Origin of the sequence: Photobacterium sanguinicancri, assembly GCF_002265265.1 — a bacterium.
GTDB classification, from domain to species: Bacteria; Pseudomonadota; Gammaproteobacteria; order Enterobacterales; family Vibrionaceae; genus Photobacterium; species Photobacterium sanguinicancri.
Map to the genome: position 1 here is coordinate 1 of NZ_NOIF01000316.1, position 2,563 is coordinate 2,563.

At 38.5% G+C, this 2,563-nt stretch carries 4 protein-coding genes; all 4 read left to right on the top strand.

The features are described 5' to 3' along the window. Window positions 1–105: 105 nt before the first annotated feature. Complete coding sequence (locus ASV53_RS23555) at window positions 106–873, top strand: hypothetical protein (RefSeq protein WP_094958935.1); 768 nt, start codon at window positions 106–108, stop codon at window positions 871–873. A gap of 75 nt (window positions 874–948) precedes the next feature. After that, window positions 949–1,281, top strand: a complete 333-nt coding sequence (locus ASV53_RS23560) for a hypothetical protein (protein ID WP_062687668.1) — start codon at window positions 949–951, stop codon at window positions 1,279–1,281. A gap of 197 nt (window positions 1,282–1,478) precedes the next feature. After that, window positions 1,479–2,153 (top strand): hypothetical protein, encoded by a 675-nt coding sequence (locus tag ASV53_RS23565; RefSeq protein WP_094958936.1) that lies wholly within the window; start codon window positions 1,479–1,481, stop codon window positions 2,151–2,153. 86 nt (window positions 2,154–2,239) lie between these two features. Next, the coding region (locus tag ASV53_RS23570; RefSeq protein ID WP_369126372.1) for a C39 family peptidase at window positions 2,240–2,563 on the top strand (324 nt) is incomplete at its 3' end.

Sequence of the window (2,563 nt, forward strand, 5' to 3'; positions counted from 1 at the left end):
AATTAATACAGTTCAAAACTTGGTGGTGACTAGATTTAATGTATCTCGCAGAAAACATTGCGAGTTACTAGAAAAATAACAAGACAACATATTTGGAGTAATACCATGCGTAAAACAAATCTCGCACTATTAGTAGCAGTACTTGTTAGTTCGCCGTTAGCTCTAGCGGATGGTCACCAAGGTGGATATGACGACAGTGGTAGTGATTACCAAGGCGGCGGCGGTGATTATGATGATGGTTATGGTGGCGGCCCAGTAGCTGCTGGTGATGTCACAAATAAAAATGACGTAGGTAATGAAATTTACACTATCGATAACAGTGGTAATTACGATAAAACAGTAACGTATACATCTTCGCATGACAAAGACCTTTCTGTGAAAGATTCATTTAATTATGACGCACATTATGATGCGAAACATACTGTCGATCATTCTTACACAGTAAAAGACAGCTATAACCAAGACAACGATGCGCTATTAATGCATAACATCGATAACGATCGTAGCCATCGTTATACCGATAATAGTGATAATAGTAAGCACTGGGAAGATAATAGTACTCACGATTACAGCCAAGATTGGCATATCGATATGGATACCAATCACTTTGTTTCTAAAGCAGAGCTTGATGGTTCTGTCGCGCAGAGTTCAGTGAAATACGGCGGTGGTTGTTGTGACAGTGGTTACGGTGAGCGTGGTGGTCGTTATGGCAGTGGTGGTAGTGGCGGTGGTATGAGTGAAGTCATGGTGACGCAATCAAATGAAATGAACAACTCATTTGCTGGCGCATCGGGTATTAACATGGCGGGTCAAAATGCGGGTAATAACTCGTTGGTTCAACAAAGTGCTAGTACAAATGCCATTTTATACTAGTTAATTTTTAACTTCGGCCGGTAACAAACAAGCTGAGAGTTGCTGGTAAACAAGAGTAACTCTCAGGAGGATGTTATGAAATATTTAACGCTGATTGCTGCTGTTTTATTATCTAGTGGGGCAGTTGCAGATGAGTTGGATATTCTAACAAGCTCTGACATGATTTCTGATGATTTAATGGGTCAATCTCGCGGAACTAATTACGAGATTCAAATTGACAATATGCAGGCTCACTCAGAGATGGACGGCGATGTTGCAGGTAATAGTGCATACCATAATACCACTGGCGATAATGTTATTGATTCTGGCTCATTTGCCGATTCGTCAGGGGTTTTTAGTGTAGTACAAAATACGGGCAATAATGTATTGATTCAGAATGCTACCGTAGTAAACCTGACATTGAAGTAACCTGTTAGTTTATCTATGTGCTGGTATGTGACTATACCAGCCCGTTTCTCAACACTTATTGAGTTACGCCTTTGCAGGGACTAACAACATTACTTCGTCATTTATTAATGACTACAGATAATAAGCTGAAATAACTCAGCGCTTAGATGTGATGTAAATAATAAAAACAATGCACACAACATATTTGGAGTAATAACATGCGTAAAACTAATATCGCACTTGTAGTAGCAGTAGTAATGGCATCTCCATTTGCTTTGGCAGATGAAGATAATACCCAAAATGCAAATAATGTTGATGTATTAGTTCAAGACTCTTTTAATAAAGATGCGACCTATGATTTCGACAAATCTAAATCAGAATATGCAGATATTGATGGTTCAGGCAATGTAGATGTAGATAAATCCTACACATCAGAATATAGCAAATCAAAAGAAGTCGATTACAGCGGTAACCAAGATAACGATCTGCTTTATATGTCAGACATTGGTAACGACGAGAGTGTTGTAAAAACTGACAACAGTGATAATTCTCATATGTACTATGACAATAGTCAGTGGGATGCATCAAAAGCAGTTGATATTGATATAGATATTGATCATTACTTAGCTGAAAGTAAGTTAGAAGGTGACGTGATGGGCGCATCTGTAACTTATGGCGGTGCCTGCTGTAGTGAACATGGTGATAAAGGTTACCGTGGTCGTGGTGGTAGTAGCGAAGGTAGTGACTCTGTCGTAAAAGTTGAGCAAATGAACTCAATGAATGATTCGTTCGGCGGCGCATCAGGTATTAACATCGCTGGTCAAAACGTTGGTAATAATTCATTAGTGCAACAAACAACAAGTACCAATGCAGCGTTGGTTGGCTCACAATAAGATCGAGAAAGGGCCTAGGAATAGGCCCTTCTTTTCATTATTTAACTGGCACAATCGGTGTATTGTAAATCTTGGGTGTTGTTGTTATGAATAAATCGATAGCGATATTATTAGGCATAACCACCAGTTTTTCTGTTTTAGCATTAGACTACTTTCCTAGTAGAGGTGGATATAACGTTAAAGTGAAAAGCTACCAAGAGCAGTTGTTTGGTGATGTTCATCGTCAGCAATATGATTTTAGCTGTGGTGCAGCTGCAGTTGCCTCATTAATGACATTTCATTACGACATTGAAATTAATGAAAGTGAAGTGTTTGATTTTATGTTCAAACATGGTGATAAAGCAAAAATAGAGAAACAAGGTTTTTCTTTGCTAGACATGAAAAAGTATATCAATTCAATAGGATTAGAA